11 protein-coding genes and 2 pseudogenes are annotated in these 14,937 nt (G+C 66.7%); 8 read left to right on the forward strand and 5 right to left on the reverse strand.

Going from position 1 to position 14,937, the window contains the following annotated elements; translation table 11 throughout:
- A pseudogene (locus KIH78_RS03805) lies at nucleotides 1-257 on the forward strand (hypothetical protein); the annotation flags it as partial.
- Nucleotides 258-308: 51 nt separating this feature from the next.
- On the forward strand, nucleotides 309-1,127 hold the full coding sequence (locus tag KIH78_RS03810; protein ID WP_219131342.1) for a response regulator transcription factor: 819 nt from the start codon (nucleotides 309-311) through the stop codon (nucleotides 1,125-1,127).
- Nucleotides 1,128-1,267: 140 nt separating this feature from the next.
- On the opposite strand, the pseudogene KIH78_RS03815 reads toward KIH78_RS03810, so the two are convergent.
- Nucleotides 1,268-1,501, reverse strand: a pseudogene (locus KIH78_RS03815) (Fic family protein); the annotation flags it as partial.
- Nucleotides 1,502-1,632: 131 nt separating this feature from the next.
- On the opposite strand from KIH78_RS03815, the gene KIH78_RS03820 reads away from it, so the two are divergent.
- From KIH78_RS03820 to KIH78_RS03840, 5 genes are all read left to right on the forward strand, one after another.
- Complete coding sequence (locus KIH78_RS03820; RefSeq protein ID WP_219131346.1) at nucleotides 1,633-2,337, forward strand: hypothetical protein; 705 nt, start codon at nucleotides 1,633-1,635, stop codon at nucleotides 2,335-2,337.
- On the forward strand, nucleotides 2,324-2,638 hold the full coding sequence (locus tag KIH78_RS03825) for a transcriptional regulator (protein ID WP_214315500.1): 315 nt from the start codon (nucleotides 2,324-2,326) through the stop codon (nucleotides 2,636-2,638). Before KIH78_RS03820 ends, KIH78_RS03825 begins: the two co-directional genes overlap by 14 nt.
- A 181-nt stretch (nucleotides 2,639-2,819) precedes the next feature.
- Nucleotides 2,820-4,142, forward strand: coding sequence for an ABC transporter ATP-binding protein (locus KIH78_RS10575; RefSeq protein ID WP_236034396.1), 1,323 nt, complete (start codon nucleotides 2,820-2,822; stop codon nucleotides 4,140-4,142).
- A 26-nt stretch (nucleotides 4,143-4,168) separates the two neighbouring features.
- Nucleotides 4,169-4,870, forward strand: coding sequence for a hypothetical protein (locus KIH78_RS03835; protein WP_219131348.1), 702 nt, complete (start codon nucleotides 4,169-4,171; stop codon nucleotides 4,868-4,870).
- 299 nt (nucleotides 4,871-5,169) lie between these two features.
- A complete protein-coding gene (locus KIH78_RS03840; RefSeq protein WP_219131350.1) occupies nucleotides 5,170-5,598 on the forward strand; it encodes a hypothetical protein in 429 nt (142 codons plus the stop codon).
- A 193-nt stretch (nucleotides 5,599-5,791) separates the two neighbouring features.
- On the opposite strand, the gene KIH78_RS03845 is transcribed toward KIH78_RS03840, so the two are convergent.
- From KIH78_RS03845 to KIH78_RS03855, 3 genes are read right to left on the reverse strand one after another with little or no spacing between them, the layout of a single operon-like run.
- Entirely contained in the window at nucleotides 5,792-11,110 is a 5,319-nt protein-coding gene (locus KIH78_RS03845) for a DEAD/DEAH box helicase (protein WP_219131352.1), read from the reverse strand.
- Nucleotides 11,111-11,168: 58 nt separating this feature from the next.
- Nucleotides 11,169-11,375: a helix-turn-helix domain-containing protein gene (locus KIH78_RS03850; protein ID WP_214315509.1), complete on the reverse strand. Its 207-nt coding sequence runs from the start codon at nucleotides 11,373-11,375 to the stop codon at nucleotides 11,169-11,171.
- Between the two features lies 1 nt (nucleotide 11,376).
- A complete protein-coding gene (locus KIH78_RS03855) occupies nucleotides 11,377-11,928 on the reverse strand; it encodes a DUF2975 domain-containing protein (protein ID WP_214315511.1) in 552 nt (183 codons plus the stop codon).
- 218 nt (nucleotides 11,929-12,146) lie between these two features.
- Here KIH78_RS03855 and KIH78_RS03860 point away from each other — a divergent pair, with 218 nt between their 5' ends.
- Nucleotides 12,147-13,571: a DUF4153 domain-containing protein gene (locus KIH78_RS03860; RefSeq protein ID WP_219131354.1), complete on the forward strand. Its 1,425-nt coding sequence runs from the start codon at nucleotides 12,147-12,149 to the stop codon at nucleotides 13,569-13,571.
- 15 nt (nucleotides 13,572-13,586) lie between these two features.
- Here KIH78_RS03860 and KIH78_RS03865 read toward each other — a convergent pair whose 3' ends face one another.
- On the reverse strand, nucleotides 13,587-14,801 hold the full coding sequence (locus KIH78_RS03865; RefSeq protein WP_219131356.1) for an MFS transporter: 1,215 nt from the start codon (nucleotides 14,799-14,801) through the stop codon (nucleotides 13,587-13,589).
- Nucleotides 14,802-14,937 lie beyond the last annotated feature (136 nt).

Consider the following 14,937-nt stretch of genomic DNA (forward strand, 5'->3'; position numbering starts at 1 on the left):
AAACCACCACACACACCAAAACCAACCCCGAACCGGAAGAACCCCGGCCGGAACCGCTCGGCGGCAGCGAAAGAACAACTTACACGCAAACCCCAACCAACGCAACCCCACCCCACCACAACACCCCACAAACCCCGGAAACACAACAAACCACCGGCGTGTCGAAAACACCAAAAACAACACCGGAAACCAGCCAACAAACCACATCGCAGGTCCATCAACGACGAATCGACATGCACCGACGTCATACCGCTTGAGACAGGAGGCGGGCGCGCGGCTACTACACTGGTGTGCGGGAGGCGAGTCCTATGAGAATTCTGGTCGCGGTAGCCAACGCGGCGTTGTCGCAGGCGATCCGAAACACGCTCGGCAAAGCCGGATACACGGTCGACGCCATCGAACCGAAGAACATGGCGTCACCGGAATCGGCCGTCTCCGCACTGACGGCAACGCTCGCCGGACCTGCCGACGATGCCGTCGCAGCCGCGAACGACACGGACGGCGCGAACGGCACCGTATCGGCCGGAACGACACCCCGCACAGCGAACCGAACAACCGGAACGACGGACGCAACGCAACCCGCGACGCTCGACATCGCCATCGTCGATTCGCCGACCGTCATCGCAACCATGAAGACCGCACAACCGTCGATACGGACGCTGCTGCTCGCCACCACGTCGCTGCGCCGGAACCTGTCCGGCGGCACAGCCGACAACGCGGATCCGGCCGCCAACCCCACAACGACACCGGACGCAACGCTCCGCATGCCGTTCTCCGACACCGAACTGCTCTCCTACGTGGAGATGCTCGCGCGCGAATCGTCCGGCGCTGGCATGGGCACGATGCTCATCCGCGGAGACCTCACACTGGACCTTAAAAACCGCAAGGCGTATTTCGCAAGCACGCGCAACGCGATGCCACTCTCCCGCCTCGAATACGACATCCTCGAGACGCTGGTGCGCGCGAGCGGCCGGTTCGTCGGGCTCGACGAACTCCAGCACGCCGCCGGCGGCTCATACTTCACACAGGAAGGCCTGGTGCGCCGCGGCGTCGAATCCCTTGACCGCAAACTACGCAACGCCGGCCTCATCATGACCAAACGCGACGGGCAATACCGCGTGCTGTAGTTCCGATACGCATCAGAGCCGCGATGGCTACCTTCACCGCAGACCGGCCGCATAATCGTCAAGCACATTCAGAATCCCACAATGCTCCCAAATGACATTGCGGCGCATCCCCCCCACGACGCGTCAATACCCCGGCCTCCTCAAGACGCCTTACCGACCGTTCGGCCTGTGGTTTGCTCAATAACCAAGGCACGACCGCAACGGCCATTGCCGTCAGCAAACGGGTGGATGGTTTCGAATTGCGCATGAGCGATGGCACACTGCATCAGCACCGGTACATCATCGCGATTGGTGAAACCCACGAGATCCGCCATGCAGTCCGTCACCAGCTCCGGTTGGTGCGCCACATGGGACGCGCCTCGCGGACCGACGGCCGATGAACGATACGTTCATCGCCCGTTCGTCGTCGTGATGCGGACACAACGGAACGAAACTTGTTTCCGTTGCGGAAAGTGATATTGTTTTCCACAACGGAAAGTGGTTTCGTTCCCAGAGAGGCATCATCATGACAGACGACATACGCGACGCCGTATCATCCGACTTGGCGCACACCGGCCCCGGAACCGGACGCGACGAGTACGGGACGGACGCACTGGACGCGCTCGAATCGCTGCGCGCGCTGGACACGGACCGCAAAACAGTCAACGACCGACCCGTCACCGCGACGATGGCGACATGGAGCGCGGCGTTCACGGGAACCGTCATGACGATCAACGCCGTCGCCTACTGGCTTCTGGGCTGGACTCTGCTGGGCGGGCACGCCGCGTTCACACGAGCCGAATACTGGCTCTACGTCGGCGGCGCGGTGCTGCTCGTCACGCTATCCACCGCCCTGCTGGCATACGGCCAGAAGCGAAGCGGCATCGGCGTATGGAACGGCAGACTGTTCTGGCCCGACAAGCGCCTACTGAAGGACGGACGATACCGTCGGGTCTTCACCATCTACCTGACGTTCGTGTTCGCCGCACCCGTGGCGATGCTCCTCATCGGCGTTCTCTACGCGCCGTGGTGGCCGGTCGTCGCACTCGCGCCGATATGCGGACTCGTCTCGGCGTGGATCAGCCGCCGGCAGACCGAGGCGTACGCACAGGTCATCACCACCCCGCTGGCGCTGGACGCGTCGGATACGCCGGGCAAACCGGACAGGCCGGGCGGACCGCAAGGGACGCACGGCACTCCCGGAACGGAGGCGACCCATGACATCGGATGATCCGGAACCCGTCTTCAATGAGGTGATCCACGCGCCGGTCCGGTTGCGGATATGCGGCCTGCTCGACACGTACGGCACCGTCCGGTTCGACATGCTGCGCGACACCATCGGCGTGAGCGACGCCGTCTGCTCCAAACACCTGAAGACCCTCGCCGAGCACGGCTACGTGACGCTCGACAAGAAGGCCGACGGCGGCACAAGCAAGGCGTACAAGGTCACGTGGGTCAGGCTCACCCCCGAGGGCGAAGCGGCGTTCCGCTCGCATGTAGCCGCGCTCAGGCAGATTGTGGCGGGGCGGTAAGCCGGCCTGAATCCACGCGTTCTCTCTTCGCGTTGCTCCGCCTCCGATGCATCACCTGCATCACCGTCTACATCACCACCCCGGCGCAAGCCTGCCCGAAAACGGGATTCCCTCGCACCGCCCAAGTCCCCATCACTCTTCATCACACTTCATCACCCTTCATCACTCCTCGAGGCGCATCATGAAAGCGATTCTCTACAAGGACCTCATGCAGATCCGGCACAACACCGCGATGCTGGCCGTCGCCGTCCTCGGCGTCGTCATGTCGATATTGCTCGTCATGCTCATACCGACCACGGGCATGGATTCGCCGATGGCGGTCACCGTATACCGATTCGCCGTGGTCTCGTTCGCCATGTGTCTGGCGCCCACGGTGTCGCTGGACGCGATCCACGACGACCTCGCCAACGGCGTCATCCCCTCGGCCAGGGCGTGCGGACGTCCCTTGCGCCAGTACTTCGCCGCGCAGCTCGTCTACGCGCTCGTCCCGATCACCGTGCTGTCGCTGGCGTTGATGGCGATCTCGTACCTGTCCGCGCCCATGCTGCACGGCTTCATCGCAAGTCCGCAAGGCATCGTGACGGCGTTCATCCCTACGCTCGCCGCGTTGGCGATGGCCCTGTGGTCGATACTCATCAAAGGAAAGGCAATGATCATGACCGCACCCACGCTCGGTCCCGCTCCCACTCCGACGTCCTCCCCCGCTTCCGCGACGCACGCCTCCCCCATCCCGACCGCGGTCCGCGTCACGGACATGACGTTCGGCTATCGGCGCAACAAGCCGGTCCTTGAACACATCGACCTCGACGTGCCGGCCGGACAGTCGCTCGGCATCCTCGGCTACAACGGCGTGGGCAAGACCACCCTGTTCGGCGTCATCACGGGTCTGCTGCGCCCGCAACACGGTTCGGCCACGATCAACGCCGACGTGTTCCATTCGATGCGCGAGGTGTTCCAGCTCACCGATTCGGGCAACCTCTCCGCGAACATGACCGTGCGCGAGAACCTGAGGTTCCGCGCGATGCTGTACGCCACGCATGACGACCCGCATCCGATCGACCTGAAGCACTTGGACGCACTGCCAATGGTCAGGGCGTTCGAACTCCAGGACCATCTCGACAAGAAGGTCAGGGACCTCTCATCCGGATTGCGCAAGCGCGCGGGCATCGTGGCGGGCATGCTCTTCGACCCCAAGCTCATCCTGTTCGACGAGCCGACCAACGCGGTCGACCCGATCACCCGCCAACTGCTCATCGACCTGATGCGTCAGCTCAAGGCGGACGGTCGCACGATCCTGACCATCACACACGACCTCGACTACTGCTGGGAGGTCGTCAACCGCGTCGTCATTCTCGACGACAGGCATCTGGTCAAGGACGTCATGCTCGCCGATTTCCCCGACGTCGACGCGTTCAAACGTGCCGCCACGCTCGGCCGCGAGCGCGACCACGTCGATTTCGGCCTCGGCGTCACCGTCAGGGGGACGGAATCCGCCACCGTCTGAACTTCATACCGGTAAGGAGCATCATCATGAAGGCATTGTTGTATCGCGATTGGCTGTTGTGGCGCAGGAGCCGCCTGTGTGTGGCCGCGGTCGTCGTGGCCTGTCTGTTCATCCCAGTCGTGCTGGCGGTGCTCGCGGGCTCGGACCCGCGTGGTGCCGATTCGTTCGAGGCGTTGCCGGTGTTGGAGTCGCTCGGTCCTTGGTATGGCTATGTCGCCGCGTTGCTGTCGGCGTACACGTTGTTCTCCAACGCCACCACGATGGACATGGGTGCCACGTTGCTCGCGGACGGCACGTTGGAGAACTACCGCGGGTCGGGTCGATCCATGCTTGGTTACTGTCTGGGCAAGAGCCTGCTGCCGATGCTGCTCGCGGAGTTCATGACGGGTTCGCTGTTCGCGTATCTCCTCTGGGCGGGGTTGGTACATGCCGGTTCCGGCACCGTCCTCTCCGTGGTGTTCGGGACCATCGGCGCGATCGCCGGCCCCGCGGTGCTCGCGTTCGCCACCGTGCAGATGCTGCTCGCCACGCATGCGGCCACGGCAGGTTCGTTCTCGATGGTGACGTTCGTCGCAGCGATTCCGATGACCGTGTTCATCGTGCTTGGTTTGAGGCTTTCCTCCCTCTGGCAGCTGATCACGTTGATTGTATTCGGCATGATCGCGTTGCTGCATACCGCGGCCTCCGTGCGTCGTCGCTATCCGAACACGCTGCGACCGATCCTATAGAATGTGCCGGTCCAGCAGCCACAAACCCGTCTCCAACAACCGTTTCTATAGAATGCACCATTCCACGGGCCACGAACAGGCCATCCGCGTCCGAACCTATAGAATCGGACGTTTCCGGAGCGGAAGCAGGACTTCCAGCGCCCGATTCTATAGAATGTGGCATTCCGCAGGCCACGAACAGGCTGTCCACGACCGAACCTATAGGATGTGCGAGAATTCATAGGTGATGCCCATGCATCCGCACGGGATAGTTCCACACGGGAGAGCTCCGCAACATCCGCAACAGGAAGGGTCCGGTCATGACACCGATCGAGTTGGAGACGCGGCGGCGCGTCACGGGTTTGACGTCGAGCGAGTTCGCACGGCTGTTCGTGACCGTCGAGCGGAAGGTCGACGGCGAGTCGGCGCAGTGGGACGCCTCCGACGTCGAATCATGGGAGATCGTGGTACCGCCGGTGACCGCCGACCAGCATATCGTCGACACGTTGGCGGCGGCGAACGAGTTCGTCGCCACGCTCGCCCGGAAACTGCACCGCATGATCACGCCGGCCGACGAGAACACGGTCGTCACCGTGTTCGCCGACGACCTCACGTTCTGGGCCGACCAGCCCGATCTGGGCGGCATCCCGCACGCGCTGTGGAACATCGCCGCGTTGCAGGCCATCGAGTGGGTGCGTCAGGAGACGGGCGTCGTCTGCACGCTCGACACGCGTCCCTCAATCGTCTGAACCAGACGGTTTCGCCGACGACGGCATCCGACGTCCGGCATCCGGCGTCCACCGAAGCCGACGGCGATCCGACATCCGGCACCGGCCACGTACCGCTCACACCGGGCGCCACCGACATCCGCCCCGAACGCCGACGCCGGCGGCACGTGACCCGCGAAACAGATCCGACAATGCCGGATGGTGCATTCCCGCTTCAGTACAGCCGCATGCCCTGCGGCACCGGGGTGAATCCGGCCTGGTGGAGCACGCGCGCGTAGGGGTTGCGCCCGTTCAATGGTTCGCCGTTGACGTCGGCGAAGGTGGTCGTGCCGGGTCCTCCCCTGCGCAGCACGTAGGCCAGTTCCGCGAATGCGGGACGCAGCCGTGCGGCGTCATCGTCCGATGTCGCCCCGCCCGATACAGCCCCGTCCGACGTGGTTCCGTCCGATGCCGTCTGTTGCGATGGTTCGACCCGTTTCGACCGTCCGGCCTGTTTCGACTGTTCGACCCGTTCCGACCGATGCGGCGTTTCCGACGGTTCCACCGACTCCGACGACGACGCCGACTCCGACGACGCCGTCGCGCCCTCTTCCGTCACGTCCTTTCCCACCACGGCCCGGCTTGGCCCGAACACTGTCAGATGCTTCGACTTCGGTGTCGCATAGGACACCGGCCTGCCATCCGCGAGCACCACGACGCCGCCCTCGCGCCTTGCCGGTTTGGCGGCGCCTTTCGGGACGGCGGGCCATGCGATTGCGGAACCATAGAGATTCGCGGGATCAAGCACGCTGAGGGCCACGGCCGAACGCATATGCCCCGTCTCGTCCATGCCACGGCCCGTCCCGGACGCCTCGCCCTGCCCCGGTCCCATATGCCGCAGCACGTCGACGACGTCCTTCTCGGCGAACTGGGCGGCGCCGAAACCGCGGACGAACATGCCTCGCACGAGCCGCCCATGTTCCTCCATGCGTTTGAGCAGCGGATACAGGCCCGAGAAGCCACCGGGGACGCTTTCCTTGTCGATGAGCGGCTGGGCGATGACGCCGTACCGGTCGAGCAGGATCTCCACCCGTTCGAGCGCCTGCTGTTCCGGAGTGCCGGCGTCGACGCACGCGTCGGCATCCGTCATGTCTCCGCCGACGGCCGACCACAGGCCGCCCATCGTCATCGGTGTGCGTGGCGCGGTCATGCGGATGCGTCGGCGTGATGCGCGCGCGGGCGCACGCACCGTGCGTTTCCCGGTTCCGGCGCCCAGCGCGCGCATGGGGACGAACGAACTGTTGGTGACCTTGCCCTGCCAGACCAGAGACCAGAGCGCCTCCTCGAACTGGCTGTCGGACCATGGCTGCGATTGCGTCCATCCGTCCGGCATGTCCCGTACGGGCGACGGCCGTCTGGATACGGCCGGCATCGTGATGATCTCGCCGGTCTCCGGATCGACGGTCTCATCCGCCCCGGTTTCGTCCGTCATCGTTCCGTCCACTCCGTCCGCTCCGGCCGTGGCGTCCGTTCCGTCCGACCCGGACACGCCGTCCGACCGACCTGCGTTCGCGGCCCGCCACCGTTCGCGGGTCATCGCGGCGAGCTGTGAGGCGTGGTAGGCGCCGCCCGAGGCGAGCACGGCCAGGATGGCTTCGGGAATGGTCATGCCGGATGACGGGCCGCGTCCCGCCGGATCATCGCCGTCACCGGTCTCAAGCAGCATCGAACCCGCCGGGTGGAACGTGACGAGCCCGGGTTCGTTCGCCTTGGTATCGCCGGTTTTGGAACCGACCCAGACGATCTCGCCGCCGGCGAGCAGCTCGTCGAGCATCGCGGGCGAGTATCCGGCCACGCGTGCGGGGAACACCGCCGATTCCCATGTGCCCGCAGGCAAGGCGACGCCCTCCAATTGTTCGATGACGCGCATCAGCCCGTCCGCGCCCTCGTACCGTTCGCCGCCTACCGGACCGACGCCCTGCCGGTCGAGCAGGAACGACTGGTAGGCGGCCGGTTCCACCGGTTTGACCGCTTCGCGCGCCTTGGCGAGCGACCGTGCGCGGATGCGCCGGAACACGTCCTTGTGGAGCCATTGCGTCGCGTCCGTCCGGAATCCCGCATCGCCACGCGATTCGCCGTCATCACCGCCGCCCTGACCGCCCTGACCGCCCTGACCGCCGTCCTGACCGTCGCGCCCGTCGCCGTGCATGTCGACGAAATGCCCGGACAGCAGTTCGCCGCGTTGCGCGAGTTCGTCGAGCGCGTGCACGGCGTCGGCCGCATCGAGCCGCAGGTCCCCGATCATCCGCTCCGCGGTGAACGGCCCATGGGTCTTCGCGTACCGGGTCACACGACCGGTCACATCGTCGGGCGCGAGCTCGTTCCAGAACGTGCGCTCGGCGAGCTCCCCTTCAACCGCGGCGATGACGTCCGGGTCGAGCACGGTGGCCATGTCGGTCGTGCCGAGCAGCTTCTCCAGCACTTCGGGATCCATCGAGAGCAGACGCACGCCACGTTCTGCCTGCGGCACGTCGTACTGGTACATGACCGAGCCGACGAAACCGAACAACAGGTTCTCGGCGAACGGCGACGGCGTGTCCGTCGTCGTCTCTTTCAGAGTGACGGCGCCGCCGTTCAATCTGGTCATCAGCGAGCGCAGCGCGTCGAGGTCGTAGACGTCCTGGAGACATTCGCGCGCGGTTTCGAGCAGGAGCGGGAAGTTGCGGCGCATGCGGGCGGCGTTGAGCAGTTGGGCGGCGCGCAGGCGCTGCTGCCAGAGGGGCACGCGTCTGCCTGGTTCGGTGCGCGGCAGGAACAGGGAGCGTGCGGCGCATTCGCGGAACCGGGCGGCGTACAGCACGCTCTCCCCCACTTGGGTTTCGATGATGCGCGTGAGGTCGTCCGGATCGAACAGGAGCAGATCTCGGATGGGGATTTCGCCGACGCCGTCGGGGATGCGGATGACGATGCCGTCGTCGGCCGCGTACGCCTGCCCGTCGAAGCCGTAGCGTTGCGTGAGCCGTGCGGTGACGGCCATCGCCCACGGTTCGTGGACGCGGCGGCCGTACGGCGAGTGGATGATGACGCGCCAGTCGCCCTCCTCGTCGGGGCAGCGTTCGACGACGATGGTCTCGTCGGAGGGGACGACGCCGGTGGCGGCCTGCTGTTCGGCGAGGAGCCGGGCGAGGTTGTCGACGGCGTTGCGGTCGAGGCCGTCGGCTTTGAGACGATGCAGGATGGGCGGCGTGAAGGTCGGTTCGGCTTCCGGCCGCTGCGACGACGCGTGGACGAGACCGGCGGCCGTCTCGCGCAGGAACCGTCCTTTGGCGCGGCCGAAGCCGGCGTCGCGGCCCGTCTCCTCGCCGTGCCAGAACGGCAGGCGTGCGGTGCGTCCGGGGGCGGGGGTGACGACGACGCGGTCGCGCGTGATCTCCTGAATCTGCCAGGTGGACGTGCCGAGGGTGATGACGTCGCCGACGCGCGACTCGTAGACCATCTCCTCATCGAGTTCGCCGACGCGGCGCTGCCCGCCGCGTCCCGTATCCGCTTCGGGCAGGACCACCGTGTAGAGACCGCGGTCCGGGATCGTGCCGCCGGAGGTGACGGCGAGGCGTTGCGCGCCGGGACGCGCGGCGATGAGGTCGGCCTCATGGTTCCACATGAGGGGCGGGCGGAACGCGGAGAACTCCTCGGTGTCGTACGCGCCGGTCATCATGCCCATGACCGCGTCGAACATGCTCCGGTCGAGGTCGGCGAACGGTGCGGCGCGACGTACGGTCGCATACCAGTCGTCGGGTTTGAGGTCGTCCATCGCGGCGGCTGCGACGGTCTGCTGGGCGAGGATGTCGAGCGGGTTGCGCGGCACGGCCAACGGTTCGATGTCGCCCGCGCGCATGCTTTCGATGGAGGCGGCGACGCCGACGATCTGCTCGCGCGTCAGCGGATAGAACAGGGCGTGCGAGACGCCGCCGACGCGATGGTCGGCGCGGCCCACGCGCTGCAGGCCGGAGGCGACGGACAGGGGCGGCGCGATCTGGATGACGAGGTCGACCGAGCCCATGTCGATGCCGAGTTCGAGGCTGCTGGTCGCGACCACGCAACGGAGTTCGCCGCGCTTCAACCGTTCCTCGATCTGCTTGCGCCGGTCCTTGGAGACCGAGCCGTGGTGGGCCATCGCGATGACGTCGTCCACGCCGTGCGAGCCGACGAGCATCGTGGTCGAGCCGACGACCGAATCGTAGTGCCGGGCGAAGCCCTCGCGTCCCTCCGGCGAGCCTTTGTCGGCGGACATGCCGGACAAGCCGGGGATGCCGAATCCCGCGAGTCCATCGGATGCGCCGGACGCGCCGGACGCGGCCGACGCACCGGACGGGCCGGACGAATCGGTCACGCCGCTCCCCCGGCGTTCGGCGTACAGGTCGTTCAATCGCGCGGTGAGTTTTTCCGCCAACCCACGTGAGTTGACGAACACGAGCGTGGTGCGGTGGGCTAGGATCTCGTCGAGGACGCTTGCCTCGACGACCGGCCATATCGAGCCGGACGTGCGGTCGCCGGCGGCGCCGGTGACCGCGGACGAATCGGCGTTCCACCGGTCCGTTCCGTCGGTTCCGCCGGAACCACCGGAACCACCGTCGACAATCCCCTTGCGTTCGGCGAGACGCCGCATGGCGGGCGTGACGCCGGAGATGTGCGGCGCCGCCGCGCGTTCCGCGTCGACGCCGCCGGCGCGGTGCGCGACGTTCGCCGATTGCAGGTCGCGCATGTCGGCCAACGGTTCCACGACCTTCAAGTCCATGTCGGGCTGGGCCCCCGGGTCGACGATGGTGACGGGACGTACGCCGCCGAGGAAGCGCGCGGCCTCGGCGGGCGGGTTCACGGTGGCGGACAGGCCGATGCGTTGGGCGGGCCGGCCGGCGGACGCATCCGTCGCCGCATCGCCGTGGTGACGCCGATTCGCGGCGCTTCCGGTGATGAGGTCGTCGAGCCGTTCGAGGCTCAATGCGAGGTGGGCACCGCGTTTGCCGCCGGCGAGCGCATGCACTTCGTCGACGATGACGGTGTCCACGGTCCTGAGGATGGTCCTCGCCTTGGAGGTGAGGATGAGGTAGAGGGATTCGGGTGTGGTGACGAGGATGTCCGGCGGATGCGCGGCGATGGCGCGGCGCTCCTTGGGCGTGGTGTCGCCGCTGCGCGTGGCGATGCGGATGGCGGGCGCGGGCGCGCCTGTGGCCGCGCAGGCGGCGGCGATGCCGTCCAACGGCGCTTCGAGGTTCTTGGCGACGTCGACGGCGAGCGCCTTGAGCGGCGAGATGTAGAGGACGCGCACGCCCTTGGTCTTGCGGGAGCGGGTGGTGGGCGCGTCCGTCATGAGACGGTCGATGGCGGAGAGGAAGGCGCACAGGGTCTTGCCGGAGCCGGTGGGGGCGATGACGAGCGTGTCCGCGCCGGAGCGGATGACGGGCCATGCCTCGCGCTGCGCTTCGGTGGGCGCGCCGAACGCATGCCGGAACCATTCCCGGGTGGGTTTCGAGAACGCTTCCAGACATTCGCACATATGTTCGATGCTAGTGCCGCGCTGCGACGAGCGCGGGCGCACGGATCGGCCGTACGGGTCAGTCGTCGACGTATTCGAGGATGTCGCCGGGCTGGCAGTCAAGGACGCGGCAGATGTTGTCGAGGGTGGTGAAGCGTACGGCCTTGGCGCGCCCGTTCTTGAGGACGGACACGTTGGCGGGGGTGATGCCGACGCGGTCGGCGAGTTCGTTGACGCCCATCTTGCGTTTGGCGAGCATGACGTCGAGGTTGACGCGGATGGCCATGTCAGATCACCTCCGCGAGTTCGTCGCGCTGCGCGATGGCGGCCTTGAGCAGGGACCGCATGACGAGCAGGAGCAGGATGAAGGCGGCGATGAGCAGCAGCGCCACGACGCATGCCGCGCTCATGGCCGCGGCGCCCATCGCAACGTCCACGGCGACGCCCTGCGCCGGATCGTAGTATTCGGCGTGCGCGAGCGAGCCGTAGAGCAGCACGAAGAGGACGAGCACGCCTTCGGCCGCGGCGCAGACGATGATGGCGTCGGTCCAGGTGACGGCCCTGCCGGAGAACACGTCGCGCCGTCTGGCGAGCGTGAGCAGCCGCCACAGGGGGATCAGCGCGGCTTCGAAGCACAGGATGCCGAGTATGCCGGCGATCGCGTACGGCCATCGGGCGGGGGCGAGTTCCGGGTACGTGGCGACGATGTCGCCGGAGAGGACGACCACGGCGTACTGTCCCCACAGGCAGACCAGTTCGAAGAGGACGATGAGCGCCTTGAGCGCCGTGATGGCGGCGGGATGGTATTCGGGCCAGCGTTCGTTCGACGTGTCGGCCATGATGTGCTCCTTCCGGTTGGAGCGGCTCCCCCTCGGGCGCCACCCCGAATGTATTGCAAGACGATAATAACCTATCGTTTTTCAATATGTCAACACCGTGAAGAATTGCATGTCGATAGATTCATATCGTTTTTCGATAGTTACGATGGCGGCAGCCATACGGAACCGTCGCCCACATGCGACGCACGTTCCCACGCATCGGACCCAAGGAGCACGACATGACCGAACCGACCACCATCGCACGCACGCCGTCGGATGCACACACGGCACCGCCATCGGACGTTCCGCCATCGGACGGCATGACGCGACGGCCCGCCGACGGACCGACGCGACCGGCGCAGGACGGGCGCGGCCTGCGCCTGCTCGTCGCGGCGTTCGCCGTCACGCTCCTGTTCGACCGGCTCGTCGTCGCCACGTGGACCGACATGCCCTCATGGGTGTACCAGTGGGGCTATCTCACGCCGCTGGCCGTGTTCTGGCTCGTCTGCCTCGCCGTCATGACGGCCCTCCACCCGCGCACGGCGCTCACTCGCCCGCTCATCTGGACGGTGACCCTCGCCGTCGTGGCTCTGGCCGCATGGTGCATGCTCGCCGAAACGCGTTTCCAAGGCAACCTCGAATTCGAGCTCATCACCGTCGTCCTCGTCATGCCCGCGCTGCTCATGCTCCACGCGCAGCTCGCGAACGGCCTGTACGACGTGCGCCGTCCCCTCGGCGTCGTCGTCAACTGGTTCGCGGGATGGGTGGTCAAGCCGTTCACGCGGATCGGCGGGCTCTTCCGGCTACTGGACGGCTTGGGGCGGAATCTGCGCGCCTGCGGCCCGGACGGCACGCGGCGAATCGGAGGCGCCGCACGCAAGGCGGGCCTCGCCATGCTCATCGGGCTGCCGCTGCTCGCCGTCCTGCTCGCCCTGCTCTCCGGCGCGGACATGGTGTTCCGCTACGGACTGACGCGTCTCTTCGGCGATTTCGACCTGCGCTCCCTGTGCACGCACGCCGCATGGACGCTGCTGCCGCTGCCGTTCCTGTTCTCCCTGCTGGCGCATGCGGACGACACGTCGGACAAGGCGAAGGCCTCGTACGCGATGCGTGCCGGACTGCGGTTCGATGGCACGGTGACGGTTATCGTGCTCGGCATGGCGCTCGCCGCGTACGCCGTGTTCTGCGGCGTGCAGTTCACGTTCCTGTTCGCCGGCGCCGGTCTGCCGGACGGACTCACCTACGCCGAATACGCACGCTCCGGATTCTTCCAGCTGCTCGCCGTGGCCGCCATCAACCTGACGATGTTCGGGCTGGCGCACACGTACGCGCGCCGGACGCGCACGCTCGTCGTCATGCTCGTCGGGCTGGTCGGCGCCACCGGCGTGATGCTCGCCTCCGCCGCCAGACGGCTGCTGCTGTACATCGCCGCGTACGGGCTGACGTGGATGCGGTATGCGGCGGGCGCGTTCATCGGACTGCTGGCAGTGATGCTGCTGCTCGCCTTGGTTAAGATGGTCCTCCCCCGTCTGCCGTTGACGGCCGCCTGCCTCGTGGCGTTCCTCGTCTGGTACGTGGCGTTCGGCTGGAGCGACCCGGCGTACGTCATCGGCACGTTCGACGCGGCGCACGGGTTCGGCATGGGGCCGACGATCGTCCCGTGAGCCGGCCGCCGCGTCTCAGCCGCGCTTGCGGCGCAGCGCCTCGTGCATGACGACCATGACGGCGAGGAACGCGAGCAGGAAGAACGGGAACAGGGCGATGGTCAGATACTGGGCGATGAGACCAAACAACGGCGGCATGAGCATCGACCCGACGTAGGCGGCGGCCATCTGCACGCCCACGATGGCCTGCGAGCGCTCCTCGCCGAAATAGGCTGGCGTGGAGTGGATGATGCACGGGTAGATGGGCGCGCAGCCGAGACCCACCACGGTGAGACCCGCGAACACGCCGAGATGATGCGGCAACGGCAGCAGCATGACGACGATGCCGGCGAGGATGAGCGCCTGGCCGAGGCGGATCATCTCGTGGTCGGCGAGCCGCATCGTGAGGAAGCCGCTCAGGCCGCGGCCCACGGTGATGCCGATGAAGAACAGGCTGATCCAGCTGGCGGCCTCCGCCTTGCCGATACCGTGACCCAGGACCATATAGCTCGCGCCCCACAGCATGCACGTGGATTCGACGGCGCAATAGCACAGGAACATGAGCAGGATCTCGCGGGCGCCGCGGATGGCGAGTACGCCCTTGAGCCCCAACGGTTCACGCTTCGGCGCGGAGGGCGCGGCGGACGACGCGTCGGATGAATCCGGTGTATCGGGCACACCGGACACGGACGCACCGGACGCCGTGCGGGACTTCCACAACGGCAGGCTGAACGTGATGACCACGGTGAGCGCGATCTGCAGGAACGCGATGTACCGGTAGCCCCACGGCCACCCCTGTCCGCCGGAGAGCGCGTAGCCCATCACATACGGGCCGGTCAGGGCGCCCACGCCCCACATGCAGTGCAGCCAGCTCATATGCCGGCTCTCATAGTGGATGGCCACGTAGTTGTTGAGCGCGGCGTCCACGCCGCCGGCGCCGAGCCCGTACGGCACGGCGAGCGCGAGCAGCGTCCAGTAGTTCGGGGCGAACGAGAAGCCGAGCAGAGCGGCGGCGGTGAGCCCCACGGACGCCGCGGTGACGCGACCGGCGCCGAACCGCAGGGTCATGCGGTCGCTCATGAGCGCCGAGCAGATGGTCGCCGCGGAGATCGTCATCGAGATGCCGCCCGCCCACGACAGGGGTGCACCGAGATCCTGGCTCATGGTGGGCCATGCGGCGCCGAGCAGCGCGTCCGGCAGCCCCAGACTGATGAACGACAGGTAGATCACGGCGAGCAGCAGACTCGTCATCGGGCCTCCTCGGAATCATGGGAATCGCCGGACCGCGGGAACGTACGGCACGGTGCGGTGCAGCCGTTCATGATACCGGCATCGGGAAGACGACGGGCCCGGACACGCATGCATCGGCCGGACGGACAATCGGACG

It is taken from the genome of Bifidobacterium saguinibicoloris (assembly GCF_019331725.1).
Lineage (GTDB): Bacteria > Actinomycetota > Actinomycetes > Actinomycetales > Bifidobacteriaceae > Bifidobacterium > Bifidobacterium saguinibicoloris.